Source organism: Acinetobacter sp. neg1, from assembly GCF_000788125.1.
Lineage (GTDB): Bacteria > Pseudomonadota > Gammaproteobacteria > Pseudomonadales > Moraxellaceae > Acinetobacter > Acinetobacter vivianii.
This window is the reverse complement of the sequence record NZ_JSZD01000006.1, coordinates 1,022,936-1,048,683: the sequence shown is the minus strand read 5'-3', so window position 1 is coordinate 1,048,683 and position 25,748 is coordinate 1,022,936. Positions and strand designations below refer to the sequence as shown.

The window sequence follows — 25,748 nt, the reverse complement described above, 5'->3', positions numbered from 1 at the left end:
TGTGTTAAGCCTGAATTTTGATTTGTTCTGGCATTGTTTCTGTGGTAACAACGCTTGGCTTTTTCTTCGGCTTAATCTGGGTGAAACTTAGTTCTTTATCGAAAACAGGACCTTTACGAAGTCGCTCAACATCGAATTTATAATCTTGTTTTACAATCCATGGGCCTTGTGTACCTGCCATTGGAAATTGTGCGATGCTTCGTTGAATGTAGCCTGAGTTCAGGTCTACAAATGGAATGCGTTTCATGCTTTTATCACTGATGACGGGTGTGAATGTGGCGTACTTATTTTCATCCATGTAATCCAGTAATCTACAGAAGTGTTTCCAGACCAGATCAACTTTTAAGGTCCATGCCAGATTGGTGTAGCCGAATGCGAAAGCAAAATTGGGAATGTCGGATAACATCATTGATTTGAAAATTGTGGTCTCTGGATAAACTATTTTTTTCCCGTCCACAATCAATTGTGTCTTGCTAAATGCGACCGCATTAAGGCCTGTAGCGGTCACAATGATATCGGCTTCCAGCGTTTTTCCTGATTTAAGTAAAATGCCTTCTTTGCTAAAACGCTCAATATGATCGGTGACGACAGATGCTTTACCCGCAGAAATCGCTTTGAACATATCGCCATCGGGGACAACACATAAACGTTCATCCCACGGATTGTATTTCGGTGAAAAATGAGTGGCGACATCAAAGTCTTTTGGTAGATTTCGTTGTACATCCGAGATTAAAAAGCGACGCATCAGCTTTGGAAAGCGACGACTTAAATTGTAGACGCCCCGTGTCAAGGCAATATTTTTACGGCGGATCAGATCGAAAGCACGTTGTGGTGAGAGAACACTATTGAGAGTATTCGCGATTGCATCTGTACTTGGCGCTGCCATGACATAGCTTGGTGATCTCTGGAGCATGGTAATATGCCCGACCTTGTCAGCCATCGCAGGAATTAAGGTCACGGCTGTTGCACCACTACCAATCACCACAACCTTTTTGCCAGAATAATCGAGGTTTTCTGGCCAGTGTTGAGGATGAATAATGAGTCCTTGAAATTCCTCAGCTCCCTTAAACTCAGGTGTATAGCCGTTATCATAGTCATAATAACCTGTACTCATCAGTAAGAAGCGGGAGCGGAAAGTGATTAAAGTTTTCTGATCTTTACGCTTCACTTTTACTGTCCAAAGACCTTCAGAAGATGAGAATTCGGCACTAGTCATATAATGGCCAAAGCGAATATGAGATTCGATGTCATTCTCAGTGATCGTTTCTTTTAAATAATTACAGATCATTTGAGCACTGCCAAAAACCCTTTTATTGGTCCACGGTTTAAAGCCAAATGCAAAAGACTGCATATCTGAATCTGAACGAATGCCTGGGTAACGGAACAGACTCCATGTGCCTCCAATTTCGTCGCGGCCTTCGAGCAAAGTGAATGTCGTATTCGGTCTATATTTTTTTAGATGGTATGCTGCGCTAATACCTGAAATCCCTGCGCCGATAATTAAAACATCAGTAATAGCAATTTGGTCTGATGTACTCATATCTTTTTCCTCTTCACACAATTTTAATAAATTGAGCATCAGTTAGATTTCCTAAGATGATGATTTTTATAATCTTCATTTTCCCTGATGAACAAAGTCCTTGATCCAGTCCACATTCACTTCGATTTAAATCGAGTGAAGTCTAGGCATGTGAATATTATTAAGCCAATAATTACACACTGTCAATGACTGTGTGTAATTATTGCAATATTGTCTTTCGGGTTAAGAGGGAATAAAGAGGAAGGGGAAATTTGGTCGAATTAAGCTACTGAATTTTATAATTTATATTTGATTTTTTAATGAGTCATTTTTTCTGATTTTAAGCGGGTAGAGAGAACGCACAATGGCACAAAGACTTGTCGAAAGATTTATTAATACCTACAATGACATCATACCAATAGGAAATGGGACTGTATGACAACTTCTCGCCGTAGACCTAAACATGATCCAAAAGAATCTGAGCGAGAAATATTAGAGGCTGCTGAACAGTTTTTAAATGAACATCATTTTCGTGACCTCAATATTGATGAGGTCATGCGCCGTACAGGTTTAAAACGCCCAGCTTTTTATGTCCATTTCCGTGATAAACATGATCTTACACTTCGTCTTGTTGAGAATATTGCCAGAGAATTATTTAATATCACGGAACGGTGGTTGGCAGGAAATAATCTCCAAGACGATCTAGAGCGTGCCTTGGTCGACTCTATAAATGTCTATATACAACATGGTCGTTTATTAAGGGCCTTTGTCGAAGCAGCAAGTGGAGATGAACGCGTTGATAGCGTCTATCGAGCAATAATTCAAGATTTTATCAAGGCGGCTGCTCAACACATAAGAGCAGAACAACAGGCAGGAAATATTAAAAAAAATTTAGATATCGACGAAACAGCAAAAGCGCTGATATGGCTGGAAGAGCGTTATCTTTCCGAAGCATTCGGACGTTCATCTCCTGTAGAACCTGAGGTTGTGATTCGTGTACTTCGAAATATCTGGACTTCAACGCTTTATGAGAATAAATAAAACACCAGCTACAGTTTAAACATTTTTAATTGAAAATATTTTATTTATGAATGGCTTGTATTAAAGATAAAAAGTCAGAGTAGCAATTTCTCTGCATAAATTACACATAGTCATTGACACTGTGTAATTTATTTATCAGTATATTCTTTATCCATTTCATCTGGTCTTCATGATGGTAAATGGATAAGGAAATATCTCATCATTTGTGTGATTGAACAAAAAATTATAATTTTCAGGATGAATTTAATAATGGAAAAATCTGTATGCAAGGAGAGTGTGGGCTTCTCTAGATTATTCTCGAAAACTAGAGAAGTAACTCGAAATAATGGTTTGAATGGCTCATTTTCTAAGATCCATCGGTTCGGATTAGCTCCCATTATGTGCGGCATAATCAGTGTGCTGATCAGTGATTATACCCAAGCTTCCGCACTTGATCAGTCTGGTCAGTCGATACTGCCATTTTTAGAAAATGGTCATTATTTTGAAGCGAATGCATTTGCTGTCGATGCTTCAGTTTCTGGTGTCGTGCATGATCGTCCAAATCTTGTGCGTGCCAATCAAAGCCGTGATACAGGTGATATTGGGCAAAATGTGCAATTTTATACAGCTGCATTGAAGCTACAGTTAACTGATCAGTTTAGTTTCGGCCTGCTTTATGACCAACCATTTGCGGCAAAAACTGCATATCCACTTCGCCCCAACAATAGCTATTCAGATAATGATTTTAGTCAGGAAGGTACATCTGTAAATGTGGAAAGTCAGGATTTAAGTTTCATTTTTGGATATTCACCTTTTAAGAACTTCCAGATGTATGGCGGGCCTGTTTATCAGGAGGTTAAAGGAAAAGCGTCTTTCCGAGGCATGGCATATACCGAGGCTTTTAATGGTTATGAGGCGAATTTTAAAGAAAAAGGAGAACTGGGTTGGCTGGCTGGGGTGAGCTATCAAATTCCAGAGATTGCATTGAAAGCGGCAGTCACGTATCGCTCCAAAATCAAATATAAATTTCAGGTCGATGAAAGTATATTTGGTGAACCTTTGCAGTATGTCGAAGCCGCAAAAACGACAATCGAAACCCCTCAATCCGTCAATATCGACTTTCAAACAGGAGTTGCCGAAAAAACAATTGCTTATATGAATTTGAGATGGGTGAATTGGAAAGATTTTAATATCCGCCCGACCCAATACAACGCACTTACCGCGGATTATCTGGATGAGCTTACGGGAGGTGCATACAAGGAAGGGGTTGATTTAGATTCGTATCAAAAGGATCAATATAATGCAACGATAGGAATAGGCCATCAATTTACAGAAAAATGGAGTTTTGCCACCGATATCGGCTGGGATTCTGGAACAGGTAATCCTGCTTCTACGCTGGGGCCAATGAAGGGTTCATGGTCAATGGGACTTGGTGCACAATTCAATCCTGCTCAAAATTATTTTATCGCCGCCGGTGTTAAATACTACTGGTTAGGTGATGCCAAGTCCGAAGATGGTGCCTACTATTTACCTATCGATGGAATTAAAGAAATGGCAGAACAGGCTGAGTTTAAAAACAATAATGCTATCGCTTATGGACTCAAAATTGGCTATCACTTCTAAGTCATTTGATGAGAGTAATCGTAAATTGAAAAGACTTTTGATTTTTGTGCTTATCTAAAAAAATAAGTCATTTCTACTCTGACATTGGCAATTTAGTGAATGACAGAGATAGATAGCTCATTCATCTTACCTTTGTATAAAGAGCAGCAAAGTAATGAAATTTCCCCAATACTTTGCTGCTTTCATTCAATCGTTGGGCGATTCCTATTGGCTATGCCAACCCCCACCTAAAGCCCGAATTAGATCTACACTGGCAATCATTCGACGACCATGAAGCTGCGCAGCCAATTGTTCCTGTTGCAAGATATTCCGATCAGAATCAATTACATCAAGATAGCTAATGCGACCTTCACGATAACGAAAATGTGAAAGCTGATTGGCATGTCGAGATGAAGCAAGTGCTTGGCCCTGAGCTTGTATTTGCTGATCCAGAATACGTTGATCAGACAAGCCATTTTCAACTTCACGAAAAGCATTCAGTACCGTTTGCCGATAATTGGCAACACTTTGCTCATAACCTGCACGTGCCTGAGCGATACCCGCCTTACGTTGCCCACCGTCAAATAACGGTAAAGACAAAATTGTGCCTGCAAGGGGGCCGAGTAAAAAAGTCCGACTCGACCATTTGCCTAAATTACCTAAACTTGCAGATTCATAACCCAGTGCACCTGTGAGATCAAGTTTGGGGAAAAAGGCAGCACGTGCAATACCGATTCGGGCGTTATCGGCGGCCATCGCGCGTTCTGCGGCAGCAATGTCAGGACGACGTTCGAGCAGCGACGACGGTAAACCTGCGGGCAGGCGAATCGCCGTAGCAGACAAGGGTTGAATCGCTAAGCTAAAATCAGCAGGGGATTTACCAAGTAATACAGCCAATCCGTGTTCGGTACTGGCTCGACTCCGTGCAATGCTAAGAGCATTGGTCTGTGCTGTAGATAGTTCCGTTTGTGCGCGAGAAACGTCCAGATCACTGACCAAGCCATTGCGATAACGTGCTTGGATCAAATTTTGATTCTCAGTCAGTAATTTGATGTTTTGCGCATAAATGGCCTGTTCAGCATCGAATTGCCGAATCAGAAAATAAGCTTGGGCAACATCGGCTTGTAGTGCTAACAGTGCGGAATGATACAAGGCTTCCTGTTGCTGCACATCAGCCGTTGCTGCATTGACACTACTAGCAATCCGTCCAAATAGATCCAGTTCATAGGAGACATTGGCTTGTGCCCGCCATAAGGTACGTGCAGATGTTGGTGTATCTGCATCGAGTCCTAAAGAAGCGGGTGAAGGCTTTTGACGGGTCGGGCCAAAACCTGCGCCGATGCTAGGTAAACGTTCAGCTTGTGCAGCAGACCTCAAGGCGCGTGATGCCTGAATATTGGCTGCTGCCGCTTTTAGATTCTGGTTCCCCACAATTGCCTGTTGTTGCAGATCATTCAGCTGTGGATCATTAAAAATATGCCACCATTCACCGCGAGACTGTGCATCAGCGGGTTGGGCAATGCTCCAGTTAGGATCATCCAGTTTGGCATCCGCTTCTTTAAATTGCAGTGGAATAATCACCTTGGCTGGCTGATATTCAGGTGCCAATGAGCAGCCTGCAAGTAGCAGGCTTCCCATGAGGGAGGAGAGTATCCAGTGTGGTTTGAATCCTGTCATATCCTGCTCCTTAGTGATCATGTGAACTGTGCAATGGTGCTTCATGCACCGCTGCCGAATGCAGTTTATGTTTGCTGTTCAGTGTACGAATCAACACATAGAAGGCAGGCGTCAGGAACAAACCAAAGAAGGTCACTCCGATCATACCAAAGAATACCGCAACGCCCATGGCATGGCGCATTTCAGCACCTGCACCTGTTGATGTGACTAACGGTACTACCCCCATAATGAAGGCAATCGAAGTCATCAGGATCGGACGCAAACGTAAACGGCTGGCTTCAACCGCAGCATTGAATGCAGTTGCGCCTTGCATTTCCAGTTCTCGGGCAAACTCGACAATCAAAATGGCATTCTTACAGGCCAGCCCGACCAGTACCATCAAGCCGATTTGGGTAAAGATGTTGTTATCTCCACCTGTGAACCAAACGCCTGTCAGTGCAGCCAAGATACCCATAGGTACAATCAGAATCACAGCCAATGGCAAGGTCAGGCTTTCATATTGAGCCGCCAAGACCAAGAATACCAACAGCACACTGATCGGGAAGACCCACAATCCGGCATTACCTGCCAAGATCTTTTGATAGGTCAGGTCAGTCCATTCAAATTTCACCCCACGCGGTAAGGTTTCAGCTGCTATTCGTTCAACTGCGGCTTCGGCTTGGCTTGATGAGTAACCCGGTGCAGGACCACCGTTAATATCCGCTGCGGTATAGCCGTTGTAGCGCACCACCATTTCTGGGCCATAGGTTTCAGTGACATTGACCAGAGAAGACAGCGGCACCATTTGTCCAGCATTGTTACGGGTTTTGAGCTGTAAAATATCTTCAGGATTGGCACGGAATGGTGCATCGGCTTGGGCACGTACCTGATAGACACGACCAAAGCGGTTAAAGTCATTCACATATTGTGAACCGAGATAAATCTGCATGGTGCTAAATACATCGGTCACCGCAACGCCTTGTTGTTTGGCTTTGACCCGATCCAGATCAACATTCAGTTGTGGCACATTGATTTGATAGCTAGAGAACATCGGCCCCAACTCAGGTGCAGATTGTGCCGCTTTCATAAAGGATTGTGCTGCATTATTCAATTCGGCATAGCCTAAAGCACCACGATCTTCGAGCTGGAGTTTAAAACCGCCCATCGTTCCGAGACCCATCACGGGTGGTGGTGGAAAGACCGCAATATAAGCATCTTGAATCGCTGAGTATTTCTGATTTAAAGCACCTGCAATGGCATTGGCAGAAAGATCAGCTGCTTTACGTTCAGCGAAAGGTTTTAAGGTGACAAAGACGATCCCTGCACTGGAACTGTTGGTAAAACCATTAATCGATAAACCCGGGAAGGCCACCGCACTTTCTACGCCCGGCTGTTTTAGCGCGGCATCACTCATTTTACGGATCACATTTTCGGTTCGATCCAGTGAAGCACCATTGGGTAATTGGGCAAAGCTGATCAGGTACTGCTTATCTTGCGCAGGGACAAAACCACCCGGAACGATATAAGAAATACCAATGGTCAGGCCAAGCAGGGCTGCATAAACGCCCATGGCTGAGGCTTTATGGGAAATCACCCGATTCACCCCTCGACCATATTGATCCGAGGCACGTGAGAACACACGGTTAAACAGTGCGAAGAAGCGTCCGAAGACTCGGTTCATCACGCGGGTCAAAAAGTCAGGTTTAGCATCATGTCCTTTGAGCAACATGGCTGCTAAAGCAGGAGATAGAGTGAGTGAGTTAAATGCCGAAATCACGGTAGAGATGGCAATGGTCATGGCGAATTGCTTATAGAATTGCCCGGTTAAGCCCGTCATAAAGGCGAGGGGGACAAACACGGCAACCAGTGTCAACGCAATCGCGATAATCGGTCCACTGACTTCACGCATGGCACGATAGGTGGCATCTCTTGGACTGAGTCCTGCTTCAATATTCCGCTCGACATTCTCCACCACCACGATGGCATCATCGACCACAATCCCGATGGCGAGTACCATTCCGAACAGTGACAATGCATTGATGGAATAACCAAAGGCCAGCATTAAGGCGAAGGTACCAATGATTGAAACAGGCACTGCCAGTAACGGAATAATTGAAGCGCGCCATGTTTGTAAGAACAGGATCACCACGACAACCACCAGTGCAATCGCTTCAAGCAGAGTATGAATCACCGCTTTGATACTTGAGCGTACAAATTGGGTGGGGTCGTAAACGATGTCGTATTTAATCGAAGATGGAAAATCTTTGGACAGTTCCGCCATGGTGCTACGCACTTGGTCAGAGACCTGTAAGGCATTGGCACCCGGTGCTTGGAAAATTGGAATCGCCACCGCCTGTTTATTGTCCAGCAATGAGCGTAAACCATATTGCGAAGCGGCAAGTTCAACACGCGCGACATCACCGAGTCGAGTCACTGCACCATCCGCAGCGGTTTTTAAAACAATATCGGCAAATTCCTGTTCAGTGCTTAAACGACCTTGCGCATTCACCGAGAGCTGTAAAGGTGAATTGTTGGGCGCAGCACCGATAGTACCTGCGGCAACCTGAATATTCTGTTCACGAATCGCATTCACAATTTCAGTCGCGGTGAGGTTACGTTGAGCCACTTTTTGTGGGTCTAACCATACGCGCATGGCGTAATCACCCGAACCAAACAGGCCGACTTCACCCACACCTTGTAAGCGTGCCAGACGGTCTTTGACATTGAGTACGGCATAGTTCCGCAAGTAGGTCATGTCATAGCGATTGTCTGGTGAGGTGAGATGCACCACCATGGTTAAGGTAGGTGAACTTTTTATTGTGGTTACACCTAGGCGTTGTACATCCTCGGGCAAACGAGGCAAAGCCTGAGAGACCCGATTCTGGACCAGTTGTTGTGCTTTATCAGGGTCAATCCCGAGCTTGAAATTGACAGTAATAGTCAGGTTACCATCGCTATTGGCTTGAGACTGCATATACAGCATGTTCTCTACGCCGTTGATAGATTCCTCCAAAGGAGAAGCAACGGTTTCAGCGATCACTTTGGGGTTGGCACCCGGATATTGTGCGCGCACGACTACAGAGGGCGGCACTACTTCTGGATATTCAGAAATCGGCAATTTGAAAACAGAGAGTAAGCCCGCCAGTAGAATCAGGACGGACAGCACCCCAGCAAAGATCGGACGATCAATAAAAAACTTGGAAATATTCATGAGGATTAACCTTTTGCCGAAGTTGAGGTTTTTTCTGTAGGCTGAGGTTGTTGTGCAGTGTTATCGGCAGCGATTTGAGGATTTGGCATAGCAATGAGGTGAGGTTTGACAGGATCACCCGGTCGAATGCGTTGTAAACCATTCACAACAATGTGGTCACCCACTTGCAGACCGCTATTGATGATTTGCAAGCCATCTTGCTGAGCACCCAATTTAACTTCACGATATGCGGTTTGGTTTTTCGCATCAACGACGACCACAAAGCGTTTATCCTGATCAACACCAATCGCCGTTGGGCTAATCAGAATGGCTGCGCGAGGTTGCCCACCACCCAAGCGAATGCGTGCATAGAGTCCTGGTAGCATTACGCCTTTGGGATTATCAAAAGTGGCTCGGACACGAATCGTGCCTGAGGTGGTATTTAAATTATTATCGATAGAGCTGATATAACCTTCACGGCTAAAACCAGATTCATTGGCGAGACCGAGATAAACAGGGACTTGGGCTGAATTCCGTTGATTGCTGATATATTTCAGATAGGTTTGCTCATCTACATCAAAAGATGCGTAAAGGCGAGAAACGGAAACCAGACTGGTCAGCATCTGTGCGCCATTGCCTGCGGAAACCACATTACCGACTGTGACTTCGGCACGGGAAATACGGCCACTGACAGGTGCGGTAATACGGGTGTATTCCAGATTTAAACGGGCGGTTTCGACTGCGGCTTTGGCAGCTTGCAAGTTGGCATTGGCCGAACGCGCTTCATTTTCCGCTTGATCGAGTTCTTGATGGGCAATCGCGTTACTCTGGATTAAACGCTGGTTTCGGCCCAAGTTTGCTGAGCTATAGGTGACTTGCGCTTGTGCTGAAGCCAATTGTGCTTTGGCCCGATTCAATTCTGCTTCAAAAGGACGTGGATCAATAGTGAATAACAAATCGCCTTTATTCACTAAACTGCCATCTTTAAAATGGACTGCAATCAGTTTGCCTGAAACTTGAGGACGGACATCGACTTGATCGATGGCTTCGAGACGTCCTGAATATTCTTGCCAGTCCGTAATGGTTTTACTGAGTACACTGGCAACATCTACGGTTGCGGCTGGCGGTGAACTTGCTGTTGGGGTAGCTTTCGCATCTGCATTTTCTTGGAAGAGAATAAAACTGCCACCTGTTGCGAAAATGGCAATAATGACAGCAGACAGCGTCAGCTGTTTGCGGGAAAGTGACATGGGATGCTCCTGGTTATATGAATCCCTGTTTTCAGACTTTTTGTTTTGGTCTGTATGGGAGAAACAGGTTTATGGAATGAAAGGAGCATAAAAGTTTGTCAATTACGAATAAATATACTAAATTTGATAACACTATTCGTATTTTTATAATAATTGATGTATAAAAGCCAAAAAATGCATCAATGGGAGTGGGCCAGTGGATCTATTTCATGCAATGAAAGTCTTCAACAAAGTGGTTGAAACCAACAGCTTTAGTCTGGCCGCGGATAGCCTTGGATTACCACGCGCATCGGTTACGACCACGATTCAGGCTTTAGAAAAACATTTACAAGTTCGCTTACTGAATCGAACCACGCGTAAACTGAGCTTAACCCCCGATGGTGCAGTGTATTATGATCGTACGCTTAGAATTTTGGCGGATGTCGAAGATATTGAATCTTCTTTCCACGATGAGGAACGAGGACCGCGAGGAAGATTACGTATTGATGTTCCAGTTTCAATTGGGCGTTTGATTCTCATTCCAAGATTAAGAGAGTTTCATAACCGCTATCCCGATATTGATTTGGTGATCGGAATGAATGATCGCCCTGTGGATTTGGTTGGTGAGGCGGTGGATTGCGCTATTCGTGTGGGGGAGTTACAAGATTCCAGTTTAATTGCACGCCGTATTGGAACATTCCAGTGTGCAACAGCAGCATCGGCATGCTATTTAGAAAAATATGGCGAACCGAAAACACTTGAGGATTTGCAAAAGAATCATCAAGCCATTCATTTCTTTTCTAGTCGTACAGGGCGTAATTTTGATTGGGATTTTGTGGTCGATGACCTGATTCAAAGTGTTAGTGTCAATGGGCATGTGTCTGTTAATGATGGTGATGCTTATATTGATTTGGCCTTGCAAGGCTTTGGTTTGATCCAAGGCCCGCGCTATATGTTGACCAATCATTTTGAGGCGGGAAGTTTAAAAGAAGTTTTGCCAAAATGGACACCTGCACCGATGCCAATTTCGGTCGTTTATTTGCAAAGTCGACATTTATCACAAAAGGTTCGAGTCTTTGTTGATTGGGTAGCAGAGCTGTTTGCAGGCTGTCCATTGCTTGGGGGGAGTGCGTTACCTTTGGATCAAAAATGTGAATTTGCCTGTGACCAAAAAACCAATCATGAATATACGATTCGTACTTTGGTTGAACAGCATAATATCGCTGAGGCAAGGGCGTTAAAGACTTGATTCAATGAATTAAAGACAAAATATGCGATCAAGAGGCTTATATTTCTAATAAATAATAGAAATCAGTTAAATTTGTTTGTTTTTGTTGGTTAAATGATAATAATAATGATTCTTGTTTATTTGTTAAAATATTATGGACAGCCAGATCAGAAAAACTGCTTTAAATATTGCGATAAAGTCAATCTTAGTGTGGGGCGTTTTATCAAACAGTGCGCTTGCAGAAGAACAGCTTTTGGCCAAGGAATCATCTTCAATCTTACCTACGATAAAAGTTACTGCGGAAGAAGATGAAAAAACTGAAGGGAATAAAAGTTTTAAAGCGAACTCATCTAGAAGTTCATCCAAGCTTAAACTTTCTTTAAAAGAAACCCCTCAATCAGTCAGTGTGATTACACGAGAACAGATAGAACAGCGAAATCTAAATATTATCGATGATGTCCTTGCTGCTACACCTGGGGTAACAGTCACTAAAAGTGATAGCGAGCGTTCAAATTATTTTGCGAGAGGTTATGCAATTACAAATCGACAAATTGATGGAATGCCAATAGGTGAAAATAGTCCACGTGTAGATAGTTTTTTCTTTGATCGTATTGAGGTTGTGAAGGGTGCGACAGGTTTAACAGGGAGTACGGGAAATCCTTCTGCAACCATTAATATGATTCGCAAGCGACCAGCTAAAGAACTGTCGGGTAATGTAGCAACTTCATTTAGCCGTTGGAATAAAATTCGTAATGAAGTTGACGTTTCGATTCCATTATCCACAGATGGAAGTGTAAGAAGCCGAGTGATGGCAGCCCGAACTGAGGGTGATTCATATATGGATTACTACTCTCTAGAAACTTTGGCTGCAATGGCAATGGTAGAAGCAGATATTACAGAAAAATTAACGGGTAGTGTTGGCTTCCAGTATCAAGATAATCAGCCTCGTGGTTCGACATGGGGAACAGTACCTTACTGGAATCAAGATGGTTCGCTTGCCAATTTACCAAGAAATTTTAGCTTGGCGAATAGCTGGAACACCATTAGTCAACGAGATAAAACAGCATTTGCCGATTTGACCTATAAATTTGATAATAATTGGATGATCAAGGCTGCTGCCGCGTATTCACTATCCAAAAGTTTTTGGTTGATGTCCTATGGCGGTTCTGGTTTCCCGAATCAAAATGATGGGACTGGAGTCGGAGTATGGTCAACAGTCTATCCAACATCAGAATCTAAAAAAACGAATTTAGAGCTGTATGCGAGCGGTCCTTTTAAGTTATTTAATCGCGAACATGAACTTATTATTGGTGCTAATGGCTTTGACCGTTCTACAGATAGTCCTTCAGGTCAGCTCAATGGTTTGGCGAGTGGTCAATTGACCTGTACTAAAAAAGTGAATGATGTCACTTTACCTTCTAATAATATTGGTGATACATGCGTGATTAATGATTGGCGTACATGGGATGGCAATGCAACCATTAAACCAGATTATACCGTTACGCCAGCAACCAAAGATGCCAAACAACGTAATTATGGGGTATATAGCACTTTAAAACTCAATGTTACCGATGAATTAAAATTAATTGTAGGCGGACGCTATAGTGATTATTCAGCGACGAATGGAACGAAAAGTGATGTAAAAGCTGATGCATTTACGCCTTACTTTGGAGTGACATATGATCTTAATGATTTTATAACGGCTTATACCAGTTATACCGATATGTTTAATCCAAGTAGTCAAAAAGACCGTAATAATAGCTTCTTGGAGCCAGAAGTTGGTAAAAGTTATGAAGCAGGTTTGAAAGCAAGTTTGCTAGATAATCAATTACTGGCAACTGCTGCTGCTTTTTGGTCTAAAAAATCGAATGTTGCCATACTTGATAGTGAAGCAGTCGCTGCGGGTATTAAAACAGATGATGGTGCTGACCCAATGAAAGCATCAGGTGAGGGGTTAAAAATTGAAGGTTTTGAACTCGAAGCTATTGGGCAGATCACACCTAATTGGAATATTACAGCTGGTTATACCTATGTAAACAGCATAAGTTCAGAACAAGTAAGCGCTTCTACCTCTATTCCCCAAAACTTAGCGAAGGTTTATACCAACTTTAAATTACCAGAAGATTTATGGGATGGTGCAAATAAGGTAAACGTAGGCTTTGGGGTAAATTGGCAAAGTGAAGTAAAGCGCAAATGGGGTGGAGCACCATCGAATACAGATGGTTTTATTCGACAAGAAGCATATTTTCTGGCAAACGCCAATATTGGGTATGAATTAAGTAAAGATCTGAGTGCTAATATTCAAGTTACTAATTTATTTGATAAAAAGTACTATCAGGAAATAGGGTTTTATAATGGTGTGTATTGGGGAGAACCACGTAATGTAACCTTGTCTTTGCGAGCAAAATTCTAAATCATATATAAGAAAGATGTAGGCGGGCCGTCAACTAACCAGTTCAGGTTTTAAAAATAAAAAGCACTCGGTACTAAAACCAAGTGCTTTTTATTTTTAAAATTTTATTTGCTAGGAACCGTTTCAATCACTTCATCTAGGACATAACGGATACTTGAGCCATCAGCTGGTGGACTCGGGATGTCATATTCTTTAACACGAATGAGGACTTGTTCATTGCTCTTATGCGTAAAACCTTCGATTCCTGCATAGAAATTTTCCCAATCTTTGCTCTTATATGTTTTTTGCCCATCTTTATAATCAAGTTGTTTAACTTGTAAGCAATCCATTTGTCCTGCTCCAGCATCACATTTTTGAGTTTTTGGAGAAATCTCAAGATATGAAACTCGATTAGGCGTTTGCTCTGCTCCCGTTTGTGCAGTGACAGATTTATCTTCACTTGTGGGTTTGGTCTCAGTCTGTTTATTCGCGTCTTTTGAACAAGCTGTTAGGGCAATTGTTGTTAATGCTATAAATAAGATTTTTTTCATTTGTTTTCTCAATTATTGAAAAGTCTCATCATAAAAGAAATCATAAGAACTGATGTTAATAAAGTGTTAAATAATTATCATTTTTATTGAGCAATCTAGTATCTTTTTTCTAAGATATTGGGTGATATTCCTAACCAACTGAACGTGTTTTATTCCATTTTCACTGGTCATTGTAGAGAATATATAGCGTGAATAGGAATATTCTCAAATTATTGTCATTCGTATCAATTAAATATAAAGCTCAAAGAGCCAAGCCATACACGCTGACTCTCTGAGCAAAATAACAATTAGGGATTGACTGTATTATTTGGCTGCTTGATTAAATTCTTTAAAATCAGCTTTACGTATTTTTGCGTGAATTCCTTTGGTTTTATCCACTACCTGCGAAACCTCAAAATCTGTGGCTGCACTTAGATAAGCGTAAGCAAGTGCTTCGTCAATGCCATATTCCTGATTTAAAAAACGGATTGCTTCACGAGTCGACTTTTTCATAGCTTCATCTAAATCCTCATCCAGTCCTGGCGTAATCCAGAATTCTGCATTCTCTGCCAAAGGCTGCACAATTTCCTTACCTGGGATTTTATCTTTGCCTGCTTTTAATAAGGTAAATTTAAGGGTTGCACGAGCGGATGCTTCTAGTGCTGTCAGCGCAACTTCGCCATCACCCTGTGAAAAATGGCTATCGCCGGTATAGAACAGCGCACCCGGAACTTGTACTGGATAATAAATGGTTGATCCTGCGCCTAATTCATTGATATCAATATTACCGCCATACATTGCAGGCGGGACTGAATGGACAGGCTCAGATGTATTGGCCGCTACTCCCATAATGCCCATAAATGGATAAAGCGGGAAACGAATCGCTTTTCCTGATTCTGTTTTAAGTACGCCTTCATATTCACCTTTGGCGTTCTTTTCGATTGGGGTAAATACTGAAACATTCCCATAGCGTTCTGGGTGAGCAGCAGATGCATTTTCTTGTTTAGGTGTTTTAGGAAATTCACCCACCAGTGCTCCTTTACCATGACGATTGGAAATAACGCCGTAAGGAACACGAGGTTCAACTTTAATAACTTCGACTTTTAAAATATCACCGGGTTGTGCACCTTGAATTTCAACAGGTCCAGTGACGATATGCGGGCCATCCTGATGAAAATCATGTTTTAAATTAGACTTCGTAATTGTTTTTGCTTCATCGAGAATATTTTCAGCTTTTACACCTTTCGATTTAAAATATTTTTCTGCATCACGCCCTTGATCCTCCAATAAGCCTTCATGTGAGACTGTATCAAAGGTCACCACACTTCCTGATGGAACAGCAATAACAGGCTTGGCATCTTTATTGGGTAAATAGCCCCAAGTGATGGTCTCTAAAGTCGAAGGAACATAATAATTGCCTTTATAGTCACCATCTTTTAGCTGGACAGGTTTATTTGAGATCTGTTTAAGAATATTAAAACTTTCTGCGTAAACCGTTGACGTCGCAAAACTGCTGAGAATGACAAAAGAGAGGAGCGAGCGCTTAAACATAAAACATATCCTAATGAATTTTAAAAAATAACGGATATGTTTAGAGCAAATTTTATGCCATCCTAAAATTCTATTTTATTGGATAATTTAAATGAAAAATGCACTATATTCACACAATAGCTGTCTAATCTAGTGCATTAGCCTCCTAACAAATCAACAGCAACCTATATTCGCCATCTTTTTCAATAGGTGCTCTATGAATACAAGGCAAGACTTGTTGGGTTGGATGATCGACGGCTAAGCGCCAAATATGTCCCACGCCTAAATTGACTGGTTGTGCATCAGGCTGGGCCTGATAATGCAAATCAAAAAAGTACTCTTGCAAGAAATGCTCAAATTCAGCTTCTGGCCCGTCATGTAATTTTCTGAGCTGTTCTCTGATTTCTGGAATTAAAACCTTTTGTTGCGCCTGATCATTGGGCAGGATTTCGCTAGCAGCCCCATGATAGGTGCATAAAAATGTATCTGTTTCGATGGGTGAACGATCGACGTGATAGGAATACACATCTGTGGAAATGAAATTTAGTTCATCATCGCGTTCGTAACTTTGAATTAAATTAAGCGTAGGCGAGGTTCCGAGATCAGCTAATAACTGCATATCCTTTAAGATCATTTCTCTTGCCAGATGACCTTGTGCTGAAAGTTGCAGTGCCAAAAGATCTTCTATCGAAATTTCTGTAACGTTCTCTTTTAACTGAAGTTGAGCCACAATTTCTTTAAAATCACCAACCAAATTTCTGTACCAGCAAATGGCATTCATCTCTCCTTGAAAATGGGTGCTTATAAGTTCGGAAAAAGTAGAAACTATTCCAACTTGTTTGTTGTCAGAGAGCGTATTGTTCATAACAGAAATAAAAAGAGACTATATCTAATAATATTACACTTCATTTTAATGATTTTTTTATTTTGAGCTATAACAGGGAGCTAACTTGAGGCTCTTAGGGGAAAATAAATGATCTATAAAATGATATTTATGAAAATCATCTGCTTGCCTCCACCATTCTTAAAATTAAAAAAGAGCTTAAATAAGCTCTCTTTTAATTGCAACGGACTTATTTACAGCTAAAGTTTTCAGCTTTTTCACTATCCCCCTGACCATTGTAACGGGCAATCAATGGGTAAGGACAAAGTGGACGGGTACGGTCTGGTGCCCAATCTTGCGGAAGTTCAGTATTCACTTCGCCACTTGGGTTGTCTGTACCGCGCGCAGTCGCAATGATACGGTCTGGTGCCTGTCCATATTCAACCCAGTTGACTAAAGTGGTTAAAGCATCAAATTGGTCGGTTGCAATGCCGCCACGGGAATGGTTCATGCCCGGAACTCTAAAGAAACGTGCAAATTCAGGTGCTGTGCCTTTTGCATCATTTTTATAGTGTTGTAGCAGTTGATCGTACCAATTTTGAGTGTCATCCACAGAGAAAACGCCGTCTGCTGTGCCTTGTACCACAATCATTTTTCCACCGTGATTACGGAGTTTATCCAGATTCAATTCATCGGGTGGTATCATGAATGACATGGAACTTTCGGTATACACATCATTGATTGTCGAGAGTTTTGGATAGTCGGTATCGAAGTTAAAATTAAAGGCAAATTGTCTAGAGTTTTGCGTCACGGTTGGATCGGGCGGAACCTGAAAAAGAATGCCGACTGCAACGGGGTCACGTGCTGTTCCCACCGAAGATTCGAATTTCCAGCTTGCCCAGTTGCTTCCCACTAAACCGGGGTCGAAAGGCTGGGTTGCATAGAGCGCTTGTCCAGCAGAGTTTACAGGGCCGCGGTAAATGTTGGCTAATACATCAATTTGTTCGGTACTTAAACAAGTACCATCTCTTGTGCTTGAGCAAACGGGAACATCTTTGTGAATATCAAAAGCTGTACGACAAGCCTCAACATCTTGAACCAAGCCATCTGCAATACCGTCTAAAGCATCGCATCGATCTAAAATCGCTTTTGCTAAAACTTTACGCTCTGGAAGAGTAAGAGCGGTACTTAAGTCATTTTCATCTGTTGCAACCCGACGAAGCTGCTGCGCCGTGTAGAGTTGAGCCGCGGCTGCACGAGGTAAGTGAAAACCCGGTGTACTTGCTAAAATTCCATCATATTGGTCGCCCAAACGAGTTGCTGCAATCATGGCATGACGGCCGCCGTTCGATGTACCGCCTGCATAGGAGCGATCTGGCAATTTACCATATGCTGTTTTAATTAGGTTTTTTGCCATAGGCGTGAGTTTGGTGATCGCACCGTAGCCGTAGTTAATTCTGGCTTGAGGGTCTAAACCGAACATTGGATTTTGTGAAGCATTATGCCCGGCATCGGAAGAAATGACCGCAAAGCCATCATGTAGGGCATTGGTCAGTGGACCACCGCTGCCGACCTGACCCGTTGCAGATACTAGGTTACCATCGGTTCCACCATTGCCTTGATAGAGGAAACGACCATTCCAGTCAACAGGTAGGCGCATTTCAAAACCAATTTGATAGGTTTGTCCATCGACGGGACTTACACGTTGGTCCATATAACCCCTGACCAAACAATGAGCACCAATCGGTTTGTTGGCGACAGACAATGTGCCTGCTTCTTGAAGGGTAGCTGAGCTAATGACGGTATTGTTGTATTGAAATCCAAGTAAGTCGGTACAGCTTCCTGTCATTTTTACGCCCACAGCAGGAGACAACTGCGGTGGTTTGGTTGTTGAGGGAACCGTTATGTCATCATTATCACTTCCGCAGCCCGCCAAAGAACCAAGCATGGCAAGTACTAAAGCGGAGCGGTTCAAAATTCGTTTATTGTTGGTGTAATTCATTTATTCATATCCTTATTGAATGAATGTTTGCAATTAATCTAAAACCAAAAAATTAGCTGTGCTTCGTGCAATCATTTTGTTGTTTTGCCAAGCTTCACTTTCGAGATTTAGTACAGTTTTGCCTTGTTTAATGAATCGGCATTTTGTAATGACTTCACCTACAGCACAGGGCCTTAAAAAATCCATTGTTAAGTTGATGGTGGTGGCTGGTTTATGGTCATTGGCGAGATATGCAAAAAGCCCCATCACATCGTCAAGCATGGCGCAGATCATGCCACCTTCAACAGTGCCGCGTGGATTGGTAAAGTTTTCTAGCGCTGTGTAGTGGATGGTGAGTTCAGTATTTTTGTCATTCCAATGAATATTATGTCCACCCAAATGGTGATGGATGGGCGGTAAGTGTTTTAAAGTTTTTTGATCCATAATGAAGGCTCCATCCTTTTTATCAGTGTTATAAAAATTATTATTTCAGGGTATAGGCATCATAAATAACCGCTTTGCCCAAGCGCATAGCACTACCTACCGCAATGGTCTGGTTCAGCCATGAGTATTTAGGTGAGCTGGTTTCAAACTGCATGGTAATTTTGAAATAGTAATTTTTCGGGTCGACATCTTTGCCTTGGGCAAGATGTTTTAGCGTTTCTGCTGAGCCATGTCGGTAACCTTTGGTTTGAAGGTAAATAAGTGCGCCATCATCGGTTTCTAACAAATATCGTGTATCAATAATGGCTAATCCTTTACTGTCGACAATTTGCCAATCTGCGCCATTATTTAAAATGTGGCCCTTAAGTGATTTCCCTGCAAATGTCCCACCTGTAATCGAAATAATTCGGCGTTTACCTGCATCACTGGTGTTGCCTAACTCCCAAACAGGGGCATTCAGATCAACACTAAATTTTGCTAAAGGCTCAAGCTGAATAGGTGGTGGGCTATATTGCGTTTCGGCGTGCGTCAGGGCAATTAGACTCATTCCGCAGAGTAGTGTTACAACTTTCTTCATGATGAATTTCCCGAAATAAAAAGAGGTTCTATCTGTGACAGAACCTCTGGTTTTGGATTATTTAAATTTCCATGTGTAGTCGATGTTGATACGGGTTTCGTTGACAGGTTTGATGTTGGCTGTAGAGAGCATGTTGTTGTCATAAATGGCATAGCGCGCGCGTAGCCCTAGATTTTTTAACCAGCCACTTTGAACGGTGTAACCTAAATCAAAGTCTGTTTCGCGCTCTTTTAGATTGGTGCCACCTAAGTTGGGTGCATAAATATTGTGACCTGTGGTGTAACGGGTCATAAAGCGTAAACCCGGTACATAATCTTTAAAGTCATATTCATAACGGAAGCTATAGGCTTTCTCTTTTGGGTTTAAAAACTCACCCGGCCATGTGTCGATGAGAAGCCCAGTTTCACCGCCAGTCAAATATGGGAAGGCGGTGTCACCGTGATGTTGGAAAGTCCCAAAAATAAATTTATGGTTTTGATGTTTAAGTTCGAAATGCGCATGATACAGGTCATTATTGACTAAGCCTGCTTTTGCTTGTCCGTCATCTCGGCTGCGGTAGTAACGTAATTGCGAACTCAGATTGGTGCTGTCATTAATTTTATGTTGATGTAATACGCCGACCAGAGTTTGATTATATAGATCATCAACATCCATATAAAAAGCGGTGAGCTTAAATGTGGGATTGAGTTGATAGTTCCCGTCTAAATAATAGAGCCCATCGGTTTCAGCACCTTTGAAACGTCCATTCACGCCTGAAATTTTAATTTTTTCGTAGTCGGTCGAATCACGATGATTCACTTTATCGAGATAGGCTGCCTGTAAGTCGAAGTCTTTAATATCTTTACTGGTCAGTGAAATGCCTCGATAGGTCTGAGGAAGCAAACGAGCAGGTGAAGCCACTAAAACAGGGTTCATCGGCATAAGCGTACCGATCCGTAGCTCGGTCTGGCTCATTTTGGCTTTTGCGGTGACCCCAATTTCTCCATAAGAATCGGCGGGTTCATTGGTGACCGCATTTCTGAGTAAATTGCCAGTACCTGCATGTTCGGCATCAGCATCGAGTTTAAAACCTGCAGTTGCCAGTACATCCAACCCAAAACCGATTTTCCCTTCGGTATAACCTGAGTTGGCTTTGAGAATAAACCCTTGCGTCCAGTCCTTGGCAGCGGGATAAGCAGATTGCTCTTTGTAGTCACGGTCAAAATAGAAATTTCGTGTGGTGAATTCTACTGAGCTGTTGTCAATAAAACTGCTCGCCCAGACCGATCCTGAGAGCATAAGGGTAGAGTACATCCATAATTTCGACATCGCATTTCTTCCTGAAATAACATTTTTTTGTTTTCAATAAGGCATGATTGTTGTGTCTGCCTGATTTGGTTTTTAAATCGAATTATTTTCCGAGCAGTTCTCGGGCCACGATTTCTTTCATAATTTCATTGGTTCCCCCATAAATTTTTTGTACCCGTGCATCCACAAAAAAGCGTGAAATCGGATATTCCTGCATGTAACCGTAGCCACCAAAAAGCTGAAGTAATTGATCAATCACTTCACATTGGACATCGGTAATAAAGCACTTCAGTGCGGCAACTTGAGTGACGCTTAACTGGTGTTGTTGATAAAGCGCTGCACATTGATCTACAAAGGCTTGTGCGGCTTTTGCTTTGATTTGCGCATTTGCGAGCACAAAGCGTGTGTTTTGCATTTGACTTAAAGGTTGTCCGAAAGCTTTACGTTCCAAAACATAGTCTTTAGTAATTTCAATGGCGCCTAAAATTGACCCCAACGCCATCATTGAAATGCTCAAACGTTCACGAGGTAACTCTTGCATTAAATAAGCAAAGCCTTGTCCTTCTTCACCTAAACGCTGAGTTGCAGGCACATAAACATCATCAAAAAACAGTTCGGCTGTATCTTGAGCATGTAGCCCGATTTTTTGTAATGAACGGCCTTTTTTAACGCCATCTAAAGCAGCATCGACTAAGAAAATTGAAATGCCTTTTGCTTTGGCTTGCGGATCGGTTTTCGCCACCAGAACAATCAGGTCGGCATGCAATCCATTTGAAATAAACGTTTTTGAACCATTAATACGGTAGTGGCCATTTTCTAAAATGGCTTGAGTGCGTATGGCTTGTAAGTCTGAACCAGCATTGGCCTCTGTCATAGCAATTGCAGTGACGACTTCACCTGTCACCATTTTCGGTAACCAATAACGTTTTTGCTCTTCAGTTCCAATATTTTGCAGATAAGGTGAGACCAACTCATTTTGCCCACCAATGGCAACCGCCAAAGATGCAAAGCCAGCTTGAGCAGTTTCTTTAACCAGCATGAGTGAATAGTGCACAGGAGCACCGTAACCGCCATATTCCTCGGGCACATCGACGCACAAAAAGCCATTTTCCCCAAGACGAAGCCATAGATCACGTGGGATAAGGCCATTGTGTTCCCATTGTTCATAATACGGAGCAACCTGTTCTTTTAAGAACCTGCGATAGCTGTCCCGAAATAGTTCAAATTCTGTATCGTGTGGCATGTTGAACCTTTTTTAGGCAAAAGTGAGGCTAAGGCCCAAACCGAAGTTTGAGCTTCTTTTTGTATTTCAATTGCTTATTGCTTTAAGGTGGGCACCCGAATAATCAGCGGGTTATCATTCTGCTTTTGATAAAGCTCATCAATTAAAGCGGCACGACGTTTCGTAATATTGCTTTGATTGAGGTTGCCTTTATCTGTCACTTCGCCTGCATCGAGTTGAGGTGGCTCGGTCATTAAATAAAGCATTGAGACTGTATTTGAGCTACCAGTCGCATCTTTATTAAAGGTCGTTAAAAATTGGCGGAACCATTGCTGAACTTTAGGATGCTGTAGTATCTCTGCTGGAGAATGTTCGCCCAGCTTAAGACCAGCTTGTTGAGCACAAGCATCTAGTTTTGGAAAAATCAAAAAGCCAACCGCATTTAGGTTTGAACCTGTAATACAAACATCTTGAACCAGTAAGTTACCTTGAATGAGTACTTTGTTGCGTAGAGTGCCTACATTCACAAAAGTGCCTGTATTGAGTTTAAAGTCTTCGGCAATTCGTCCATCGTACATTAGACCTTTAGTTGGATCATTGATATTGACCAAACGAACGGCATCGCCTGTATGGAAAAAGCCTTCGTCGTCAAAAACAGTGCTTTGCTGGTCTGCCTTTAAGCGCCAATAGCCTTTCATGACATGTTTGCCACGCACACAAAACTCTAGTTTGTCACCACATGGCACTAACTTAATTTCACAGCCCGGTGCAGGGTAGCCAATAAAGCCTGCCATCACGCGTGGACCCGTGGTAAAAGCGCAAGACGGGGCGGTTTCAGTCATGCCCAATCCGCTCATGATGCGAATTTTTTCTCCGCAATGTTGCTGAGCAATTTTATCGAGTCTGTTCCAGCCCGCTTCTGAAAGTGCAGCACCTGCAAAGAATAAAATTTTAACTTTGGCAAAAAAGCGGTCTCTTAATTCCTCATCTTTTTCTAAAGCTTCGGTGAGTTCTTCCCAACCTTTTGGCACATTTAAATAAACGGTTGGAGAAATTTCTTTGAGATTACGAATGGTTTCGTCAAATTTTCCTGCAACGGGTTTGCCATCATCAATGTAAATGGTACCGCCGTTATAGAGCGCGATGCCGACATTGTGACTGCCGCCAAAAGTATGGTGCCAAGATAGCCAGTCGAGTAGGACAGGCGGCGTTTCTTCAAACTCAGGGAAAGTCTGTAATAGCATTTGCTGATTAACACACAACATTAAATGCGTGGTCGGCACAGCTTTAGGAAGTTTGGTTGAACCTGACGTAAATAAGAATTTGGCAATTTGGTTCTCATCAAGGGTTTGATAAAACTCTTGAACATTTGAAACAGGCGTATCTAATAGCGACTGAAAAGATGTGCAGATCTGATCGCCTACAATCCCTTTATTGGTTACCACTTCAATGTCAGGTGTAATACAGGCTTGAATGGCTTTGGCAAAGGCTTGTCCATCGCTGGCATAGACCATGCCAGGTGTAAGCACTTCAAACACATGTTTAAGTTTGCCAAAGTCTTGAGAAATCAGAGAGTAGGCGGGTGAAATAGCTGAGAAAGGTACACCTGCCAGCATGGCAGCCATAGACAGTGTTAAATGTTCAAGATCATTACCACTTAAAATAACAAGTGGTCTTTCTTGGCTTAACTTACGTTCATGTAAAGCCTGAGCAATGTGCCATGCACGTTGTAAAACTTCTGCATAACTCAGTTTGACCCATTCACCTTGAGCATTGCGTTTTGCTGCAAAAATATGGTCAGGTTTGGTTTGTGCAAAATGAATTAACCGATCTGTCAGTTTTTGTGGATACGGTTTTAATTGCTCTTTTGGGCTGATATAGAGCGTGTCATCTTTATGGTGATAATGAATATCATGTTGCCCTAATTTTACGAACCGTTCGCGGTCTTGTGATTGAGTGGCATTCATTTGCATTTCTTTCACTCCATGGAAAGCGCATCACTGCGCTTTATTTTTTTTGCATCATGCAATTTTTATTTAATATGTCTGTGTTCGCATTAGCCTGACTAAATCGGGTAATGACGTGATTGGGTTTGGATGGTGATCCAGCGTAGTTCGGTAAATTCGGCAACAGAAACTTTACTACCAAAACGTCCGTAACCACTCGATTTTGTTCCGCCAAATGGCATTTGAGCTTCGTCATGTACGGTTGCGCCGTTAATGTGACAAATACCCGAATCAATCTGTTGAGCGACTTCTAATGCTTGCGAAATATTCTGGCTAAACACTGCCGAAGAAAGGCCGAACTCGCTGTCATTTGCCAGTGCTACACCTTCTTTAATGCTTGAAAAACGTTGAACTGTGCATACAGGCCCAAATGATTCTTCGCGGTAAAGCAGCATGTCAGGTTTAATATTGAGCACCAGCGTCGGTTGCATGGTGGTGTCTTCAATATGAATGCCTAAAGGTAAGTCAGCACCTTTGTTTTGAGCATCTTCCAGCAAATGCTGAATACGGTTTGCAGCACGTCGACTTTCTAAAACACCGAGGACATTGTCTTTTGAAGTTGGATTGCCCGCCTGAATAGAGCGCGTTTTCTCAATCAGCTTTTCAATAAATTGGTCGGCAATATTGTCTTGAACCAAAACACGTTCGGTCGACATACAAATTTGCCCCTGATTAAAGAATGCTCCAAAAGCGACTGCATTTACGGCTTCATGAATATCAGCTTCATTTAAAACCACGACAGGGGCTTTCCCACCGAGTTCGAGTAAAACTGGTTTTAAATATTTAGCTGCAGTCTCGGCAATAATTTTTCCGACTTTGGTTGAACCGGTAAAATTAATGCGTTTCACGGCTGGGTGAGACACTAAACGCTCCACGATTTGTGGTGCATCTTCGGCGGCATGCGTAATCACATTCACCACACCTTCACCAAGACCTGCTTCATGTAACACTTCACCAATGAGACGATGTGTTGCTGGGCAAGCTTCTGAGGCTTTTAACACTACCGTGTTCCCACAAGCCAAAGGCATAGCAAGTGCACGTGTTGCCAAAATGACAGGGGCATTCCAAGGTGCAATTCCTACAATCACACCGCAAGGAACTCGCACACCCATCGCAAGATTGCCCGGCACATCTGACGGAATCAGACTTCCGTCAATTTGTGTGGTCATAGCTGCGGCTTCACGTAACATGTTGGCAGCAAGGTGAACATTAAACCCATACCATGTTGCAGTTGAACCTGTTTCTTGCATTCCAGTTTCAATGAATTGCTCAGTCTTTTGGTCCATTAGATCGGCTGCTTTTAACAAACGTAAGCGACGTTCAGTAGGCGAGAGTTTCGACCATACTTTGAAAGCTTGTTGTGCCGAGTCTATTGCACGGTCAACATCTTCCAATGTTGCAGCAGCAGCTTTTGTTGCTACTGATCCATCAATAGGACTAATACGCTCAAAAGTTGCCTGATTTGATGCATCAACAGATTGACCGTGAATAAGTAACTGTACATTTTGCATG

At 42.6% G+C, this 25,748-nt stretch carries 18 protein-coding genes; 4 read left to right on the top strand and 14 right to left on the bottom strand.

Translation table 11 applies throughout. The features are described 5' to 3' along the window. Positions 1-4 precede the first annotated feature (4 nt). Positions 5-1,540, bottom strand: a complete 1,536-nt coding sequence (locus PJ15_RS05950) for a flavin-containing monooxygenase (protein ID WP_171248563.1) — start codon at positions 1,538-1,540, stop codon at positions 5-7. Positions 1,541-1,954: 414 nt separating this feature from the next. On the opposite strand from PJ15_RS05950, the gene PJ15_RS05945 reads away from it, so the two are divergent. After that, positions 1,955-2,560, top strand: coding sequence for a TetR/AcrR family transcriptional regulator (locus tag PJ15_RS05945; protein WP_004773542.1), 606 nt, complete (start codon positions 1,955-1,957; stop codon positions 2,558-2,560). Between the two features lie 249 nt (positions 2,561-2,809). Next, a complete protein-coding gene (locus tag PJ15_RS05940) occupies positions 2,810-4,162 on the top strand; it encodes an outer membrane protein transport protein (RefSeq protein ID WP_047428920.1) in 1,353 nt (450 codons plus the stop codon). Between the two features lie 204 nt (positions 4,163-4,366). Here the strand turns inward: PJ15_RS05940 and PJ15_RS05935 are convergent, their stop codons facing one another. The 3 genes from PJ15_RS05935 to PJ15_RS05925 are packed head-to-tail and all read right to left on the bottom strand — an operon-like array spanning position 4,367 to position 10,237. Next, positions 4,367-5,818 (bottom strand): efflux transporter outer membrane subunit, encoded by a 1,452-nt coding sequence (locus PJ15_RS05935; protein ID WP_047428918.1) that lies wholly within the window; start codon positions 5,816-5,818, stop codon positions 4,367-4,369. 10 nt (positions 5,819-5,828) lie between these two features. Continuing rightward, positions 5,829-9,008 carry a multidrug efflux RND transporter permease subunit AdeG gene (adeG, locus tag PJ15_RS05930; RefSeq protein ID WP_047428916.1) on the bottom strand — a complete coding sequence of 1,060 codons (3,180 nt, stop codon included), beginning with the start codon at positions 9,006-9,008 and terminating at the stop codon, positions 5,829-5,831. 5 nt (positions 9,009-9,013) lie between these two features. Further along, positions 9,014-10,237 (bottom strand): efflux RND transporter periplasmic adaptor subunit, encoded by a 1,224-nt coding sequence (locus tag PJ15_RS05925; protein WP_047428914.1) that lies wholly within the window; start codon positions 10,235-10,237, stop codon positions 9,014-9,016. Positions 10,238-10,433: 196 nt separating this feature from the next. Between PJ15_RS05925 and PJ15_RS05920 the strand changes: the two genes are divergently transcribed. Both PJ15_RS05920 and PJ15_RS05915 read left to right on the top strand, forming a co-directional pair. Beyond that, entirely contained in the window at positions 10,434-11,465 is a 1,032-nt protein-coding gene (locus PJ15_RS05920) for a LysR family transcriptional regulator (protein ID WP_047428913.1), read from the top strand. A 133-nt stretch (positions 11,466-11,598) separates the two neighbouring features. Further along, a complete protein-coding gene (locus PJ15_RS05915) occupies positions 11,599-13,857 on the top strand; it encodes a TonB-dependent siderophore receptor (RefSeq protein ID WP_047428912.1) in 2,259 nt (752 codons plus the stop codon). 104 nt (positions 13,858-13,961) lie between these two features. Here the strand turns inward: PJ15_RS05915 and PJ15_RS05910 are convergent, their stop codons facing one another. From PJ15_RS05910 to PJ15_RS05865, 10 genes are all read right to left on the bottom strand, one after another. Next, the gene (locus tag PJ15_RS05910) at positions 13,962-14,387 is read right to left on the bottom strand and encodes a DUF4377 domain-containing protein (protein WP_047428909.1); all 426 of its coding nucleotides are present in this window, start codon (positions 14,385-14,387) and stop codon (positions 13,962-13,964) included. Between the two features lie 303 nt (positions 14,388-14,690). Next, positions 14,691-15,917: an acetamidase/formamidase family protein gene (locus PJ15_RS05905; RefSeq protein WP_047428907.1), complete on the bottom strand. Its 1,227-nt coding sequence runs from the start codon at positions 15,915-15,917 to the stop codon at positions 14,691-14,693. A 145-nt stretch (positions 15,918-16,062) separates the two neighbouring features. Then, positions 16,063-16,761: a DUF1826 domain-containing protein gene (locus PJ15_RS05900; RefSeq protein ID WP_052138559.1), complete on the bottom strand. Its 699-nt coding sequence runs from the start codon at positions 16,759-16,761 to the stop codon at positions 16,063-16,065. Between the two features lie 208 nt (positions 16,762-16,969). Next, a complete protein-coding gene (locus tag PJ15_RS05895; RefSeq protein ID WP_047428904.1) occupies positions 16,970-18,721 on the bottom strand; it encodes a tannase/feruloyl esterase family alpha/beta hydrolase in 1,752 nt (583 codons plus the stop codon). A gap of 33 nt (positions 18,722-18,754) precedes the next feature. After that, positions 18,755-19,144, bottom strand: a complete 390-nt coding sequence (locus PJ15_RS05890; protein WP_047428902.1) for a PaaI family thioesterase — start codon at positions 19,142-19,144, stop codon at positions 18,755-18,757. A gap of 40 nt (positions 19,145-19,184) precedes the next feature. Continuing rightward, positions 19,185-19,721 carry a DUF3237 domain-containing protein gene (locus PJ15_RS05885; protein ID WP_047428900.1) on the bottom strand — a complete coding sequence of 179 codons (537 nt, stop codon included), beginning with the start codon at positions 19,719-19,721 and terminating at the stop codon, positions 19,185-19,187. A 57-nt stretch (positions 19,722-19,778) separates the two neighbouring features. Then, complete coding sequence (locus PJ15_RS05880) at positions 19,779-21,029, bottom strand: OprD family porin (RefSeq protein ID WP_047428898.1); 1,251 nt, start codon at positions 21,027-21,029, stop codon at positions 19,779-19,781. Positions 21,030-21,111: 82 nt separating this feature from the next. Next, complete coding sequence (locus PJ15_RS05875; RefSeq protein ID WP_047428896.1) at positions 21,112-22,251, bottom strand: acyl-CoA dehydrogenase family protein; 1,140 nt, start codon at positions 22,249-22,251, stop codon at positions 21,112-21,114. A gap of 74 nt (positions 22,252-22,325) precedes the next feature. Continuing rightward, on the bottom strand, positions 22,326-24,212 hold the full coding sequence (locus PJ15_RS05870; protein ID WP_171248562.1) for a feruloyl-CoA synthase: 1,887 nt from the start codon (positions 24,210-24,212) through the stop codon (positions 22,326-22,328). 83 nt (positions 24,213-24,295) lie between these two features. Further along, a complete protein-coding gene (locus PJ15_RS05865) occupies positions 24,296-25,747 on the bottom strand; it encodes an aldehyde dehydrogenase (protein WP_047428892.1) in 1,452 nt (483 codons plus the stop codon). Position 25,748 lies beyond the last annotated feature (1 nt).